The following is a 4,702-nucleotide window of genomic DNA, read 5'->3' as shown; positions in this document are numbered from 1 at the left end:
GCCCTCACCCCACCCCCCACCTTCCATGAACCAGGTTGGAAAACCGCTCGATGCCTCCGGCACCCGGTGACACCACCTTATCGATCACGATCGACTGGGAGGTTCAGGTCACGCCGGAACCGGAGGCCGGGAGCCCCATTGCGGGGCCAAAGAAGGTAATGGGGCGATGCTGGTGGGACAGCCGAGGTCGTCGAGCTCACCGTGACGGAAGTTCGGCGACTCCTGGCAGTCGTGTTCCCCGACATGCCCGCCCACGCGCTGAACGGGTCGTGTTGGCGGCGACGACAGCGAGGCCGTCGCCCGTCATTGCCACTACCGACGGCGTGGCCGCTCCTTCGAGGTGCTCCGGCAGAAGCCGCTCCTGACCGGCAGCCGCGCTATCCTCCCACCAGCCCGCATCACCCCAGGTCAGACTCGCCAAAGTCCTGCTGAAGTATAGGATCGACCTATGGGAGTGGACATCGACGGTGTGATCGAGGTACGCGAATCCGGCGGCGGCTGGAAGGGCGAGATCGATTTTCTGGACTTCGGGCTCAGGCGGCAGCGTTACATCTGGGATTTGCTCTTCGGCTACACTTCGGGTCTCCACCGGGAACGGATACTCTTCGACCAGCGGGGGCTTCCGGACGACGTCTCGGAAATGGTCACCCGCAAGTGCGAGGAATGGCAGCACAGCCACTCGTACGCCACGTGGGCCGAGGTCGCGGCGATCGACTGGGACGAGCCTCTGTCCGACGGTCCAGATTATGAGCACGTTGGCGTATGGCGGCCGGGCCCGGACGGCGAACTCGCCTTGACCGCGTGGACTTTGCACCGATCGAGGTTATCGACGCGGCGAAGCGGGACTTCGGCCGAAACTGGTGGCCGCCGGACTGGCCACAGGGCAGCGAGTTCCACCTGGACGGCGCCGTGTACCGCCCGGTGGTCCTTACGCTTCGTATGATGGCCACGCCGGATGGCAGTTGGGCCCCGGTATGGGCGGCGATGCGCGAACTGGCGGCCGTTCACGGCGACGAGAACGTCCGCCTGGTGGTCTGGTTCGGCTGAGCGGGGCTGAGCCAGGGCAGCGGAGCGGTTTGCGCGCGAGGTGAGATGCCCCGAGTGTCGTGGAGTCGGGTTGCTGGACAAACAGTCATCCAGCGTCCCGGGAGAACCACATGCCTCGCAGCTATTCGCCCGAGTTCCGCCGCAAGGTCCTCGACCTCGTCGAGTCCGGCCGCAAGGTCGCCGAGGTCGCCCAGCTCTTGGGGATCAGCGACCAGACGATCCACACCTGGCGACGCCAGCAGCGTATCGACACCGGCCAGGGACCTGGCATCAGCAGCACCGACCATGCCGAACTCGCCGCGCCCGCCGATACTTTGGCGAGTCATGAGAGCACCGCCGAAGCTTGAGGGGTTGGGGGAACAGGCCCTGCCGCGCGAGAACCGGCGTATGGCTCTGCTCGACCCCGAGGAGGGGTTCGTCACCGCGGTGCTCGCCGAGATCCCCCACGAAACACCGGACCGGCTGCGCGCGCCTGCTGCGGCCACCCGCCACCGCTGCTGCTGCCGTCCCAGACGCCGCCACGCTACCTGCCCGTACCGGAAAGCGTCCCGCCGCTCGGCCTGGGAAGAGAACCAGAAGCACTGAGGGACGAAGTGCGCCGCACGGACGTCCCGCCCGGCGCCTTCCTGCTGCTGTACACCGACGGCGGCACCGAGGCCCGCGACACACACGGTGAGCTCTACGACCCGGCCGTCGCACTCGCCGGCCACACCTTCCGCGATTCCGACGACCTGACCGACGCACTGACAGCGGACATCGTCGCCTACGCCAGCGGCGCGCTGTAGGAGGACGCCGCCATCCTGGCCGTCCATCACGTCCCCAACTCGCCGCAAACCCCGCCCGGATGAGGCCGGGAGCAGTTTGCCGCCGACGACATCCTGGTTGGGGTGGCGGTCGTCGGCCGACCGCTGGCCCGACACCTGGACGACGGCCGCACCGCCGAGGTCACCCGGACCTGCGCCAACGGCACACCCAATGCCAATTCCAAGCTCTACGGAGCAGCCTGGCGGACGGCCAGGGCGTTGGGATTCCGTCGGCTCATCACGTACACGCGCCAACCCACGTGCCGCACGTGAACATACCGCTGACACCCACGGCCCCACCGGAACCACAGCTCACAGCACACAGTCAGGGCGGGGGCGATGCGCGCACGCGCATTGCCTTGCCAGCGATACGAGGGCGGCGAGACAGGAGCCAGTCCCCGCGCCGCAGGGTTTCACGTGGTGTTGGCCGAAGCTCGGCGAACCACCCAGCGCAGGCGCACTGGTTGTGTCCGAGGGGGGACTTGAACCCCCACGCCCGATAAAGGGCACTAGCACCTCAAGCTAGCGCGTCTGCCATTCCGCCACCCGGACGGGGTGTTTGTCGGCCGGAACTGGTGTGCAGCCGGCGACATGGGAAACCATAGCAAAGTCCGGGGGTTGGTGATCTCCACGGGCTTCGGTGGGTGGCCGGCCTTGGGCCGGTCGCGGGGTGGGGGCAGGATGGGGAGACCCATCGCAGGAGGAGGCAGTGTGAGCCAGTCGAGCCCCACCCCGGGACGTGCCGGAGGCGGACAGCGTGCTGAGGACGAGGTCGTCGGCATCTGCCGCGACCTGATCCGGATCGACACCAGCAACTACGGGGACCACTCTGGCCCCGGCGAGCGGGCGGCGGCCGAGTACGTGGCCGAGCAGTTGGCCGAGGTGGGTCTCGAGCCGAAGATCTTCGAGTCGCGTCCAGGTCGCGCCTCGACGGTGGCGCGGATCGAGGGGGAGGACCCGTCGCGGCCCGCGCTGCTCATTCACGGGCACACCGACGTGGTGCCGGCGAACGCGGACGACTGGACGCACCCCCCGTTCTCCGGCGAGATCGCGGACGGCTGCGTGTGGGGGCGTGGCGCCGTCGACATGAAGGACATGGACGCCATGACGCTGGCCGTGGTGCGGGACCGGATGCGTTCCGGGCGCAAGCCGCCGCGCGACGTGGTGGTGGCCTTCCTGGCCGACGAGGAGGCCGGCGGCGTGCACGGCGCGCGGTACCTGGTCGACAACCACCGGGAGCTGTTCGAGGGGGTCACCGAGGCGATCAGCGAGGTCGGCGGCTTCTCCTTCACGGTCAACGAGAACCTGCGGCTCTACCTGATCGAGACGGCCGAGAAGGGCATGCACTGGATGCGGCTCACGGTCGACGGCACCGCGGGCCACGGCTCCATGACCAACAACGACAACGCCATCACCGAGCTGTGCGAGGCGGTGGCGCGCCTCGGCCGGCACAAGTTCCCGGTGCGGGTGACCAAGACCGTGCGCTCCTTCCTCGACGAGCTCTCGGACGCGCTCGGCACCGAGCTCGACCCGGAGAACATGGACGAGACGCTGGCCAAGCTCGGCGGCATCGCCAAGATCATCGGCGCCACGCTGCAGAACACGGCGGCGCCGACCCAGCTGGGCGCGGGCTACAAGGTCAACGTCATCCCGGGACAGGCGACCGCGCACGTGGACGGGCGCTTCCTGCCGGGCTTCGAGGAGGAGTTCCTCGCCGACATCGACCGGATTCTCGGGCCTCGGGTGCGGCGCGAGGACGTGCACTCGGACAAGGCCGTGGAGACCAGCTTCGACGGTGCCCTGGTCGAGGCGATGCAGTCCGCGCTGGTCGCCGAGGACCCGGTGGCCCGGGCCGTGCCGTACATGCTGTCCGGCGGCACCGACGCCAAGTCCTTCGACGACCTGGGCATCCGCTGCTTCGGCTTCGCGCCGTTGAAGCTGCCGCCGGAGCTGGACTTCGCGGGCATGTTCCACGGGGTGGACGAGCGGGTGCCGGTCGACGGGCTGCGGTTCGGTGCCCGGGTGCTCGACCGCTTCCTCGACCAGTGCTGACAGGGGCGGACGCGAGTACGAAACTCATCCGAGTGGGTGAAAGATCTCGACGGTGAGTGCCTATGATCTGGGGTCCTCGTTACAACCTGTGCGGTGCCCGGCAGGGGCCGCGTTGTCAACGAGGAGGAAATAATGATCAAGAAGGTTGTCGCCACGGCGGCCGCCGCCAGCGGCCTTGCCCTTGCGGGTGCGGGCGTCGCCACGGCTGCCGACGCCGACGCGGCTGCCGCGGCGATCGGCTCCCCTGGCGTGGGCTCCGGGAACAACATTCAGGTGCCGATCAACAATCCGATTCAGGTCTGTGGCAACACGATCGACCTTGTCGGGTTCCTGAACCCGGTCTTCGGCAACGCCTGCTTCATCAAGTGATGCTTCGCCCCACCCTTTGAGGGCTCGGTCGGGCGGCCCCTGAGCTCACGCGTAGCGTCAGGAGCCGCCCGGTCGCACGACGGTCGTGGGTGCCCTCATCCCCCCACCCCACGGCCCATCTCACGACGAGGCAGGGGAAGTTACAGATGCGTCAGGTCACGAAGAAGGGCCTGCTCACCGTGGTGGCCGCCGGCGGGGTCTTCGCGATCTCGGGCGGCACCGCGTTCGCCGACTCAGACGCCGCCGGGGCGGCCGTCGGCTCGCCGGGCGTCCTGTCCGGCAACAACGTCCAGGTTCCGGTCAACGCGCCGATCCAGGTCTGTGGCAACACGATCAACGTGGTCGGCGTGCTCAACCCGGCGTTCGGCAACAGGTGCTCGTCCGAGGGCGGGTCACACGCCGGCCACGGCGGCCACGGCGCTCAGCAGGGC

The 4,702-nt window shown here is 68.5% G+C and carries 7 protein-coding genes, 1 tRNA gene and 1 pseudogene; 8 read left to right on the top strand and 1 reads right to left on the bottom strand.

Translation table 11 applies throughout. From position 1 onward, the window contains the following. Positions 1-801 precede the first annotated feature (801 nt). From E1265_RS40045 to E1265_RS40900, 5 genes and pseudogenes are all read left to right on the top strand, one after another. Positions 802-1,047: a hypothetical protein gene (locus E1265_RS40045; RefSeq protein WP_243741301.1), complete on the top strand. Its 246-nt coding sequence runs from the start codon at positions 802-804 to the stop codon at positions 1,045-1,047. A 110-nt stretch (positions 1,048-1,157) separates the two neighbouring features. Beyond that, a complete protein-coding gene (locus E1265_RS33825) occupies positions 1,158-1,394 on the top strand; it encodes a transposase (RefSeq protein WP_132934776.1) in 237 nt (78 codons plus the stop codon). Then, positions 1,372-1,632: a hypothetical protein gene (locus E1265_RS33820; RefSeq protein ID WP_132934775.1), complete on the top strand. Its 261-nt coding sequence runs from the start codon at positions 1,372-1,374 to the stop codon at positions 1,630-1,632. Before E1265_RS33825 ends, E1265_RS33820 begins: the two co-directional genes overlap by 23 nt. Further along, complete coding sequence (locus tag E1265_RS33815) at positions 1,542-1,832, top strand: SpoIIE family protein phosphatase (RefSeq protein ID WP_132934774.1); 291 nt, start codon at positions 1,542-1,544, stop codon at positions 1,830-1,832. The genes E1265_RS33820 and E1265_RS33815 overlap by 91 nt, the downstream gene beginning before the upstream one ends. Positions 1,833-1,913: 81 nt before the next feature. Continuing rightward, positions 1,914-2,105 (top strand): annotated as a pseudogene (locus E1265_RS40900) (XF1762 family protein); the annotation flags it as partial. Positions 2,106-2,317: 212 nt separating this feature from the next. Here the strand turns inward: E1265_RS40900 and E1265_RS33805 are convergent. Then, positions 2,318-2,402: transfer RNA gene (locus E1265_RS33805), tRNA-Leu, on the bottom strand. Between the two features lie 129 nt (positions 2,403-2,531). Between E1265_RS33805 and E1265_RS33800 the strand changes: the two genes are divergently transcribed. The 3 genes from E1265_RS33800 to E1265_RS33790 all read left to right on the top strand — a co-directional run. Continuing rightward, complete coding sequence (locus tag E1265_RS33800) at positions 2,532-3,902, top strand: M20/M25/M40 family metallo-hydrolase (RefSeq protein WP_207931315.1); 1,371 nt, start codon at positions 2,532-2,534, stop codon at positions 3,900-3,902. A gap of 132 nt (positions 3,903-4,034) precedes the next feature. Then, entirely contained in the window at positions 4,035-4,271 is a 237-nt protein-coding gene (locus tag E1265_RS33795) for a chaplin (protein ID WP_132934772.1), read from the top strand. 146 nt (positions 4,272-4,417) lie between these two features. Continuing rightward, the coding region (locus tag E1265_RS33790; protein ID WP_132934771.1) for a chaplin at positions 4,418-4,702 on the top strand (285 nt) is incomplete at its 3' end.

It is taken from the genome of Streptomyces sp. 8K308, assembly GCF_004348315.1.
Taxonomy (GTDB): Bacteria; Actinomycetota; Actinomycetes; order Streptomycetales; family Streptomycetaceae; genus Streptomyces.
The sequence above is the reverse complement of the archived record's forward strand: the minus strand, read 5'-3'. Positions and strand labels throughout refer to the sequence as shown.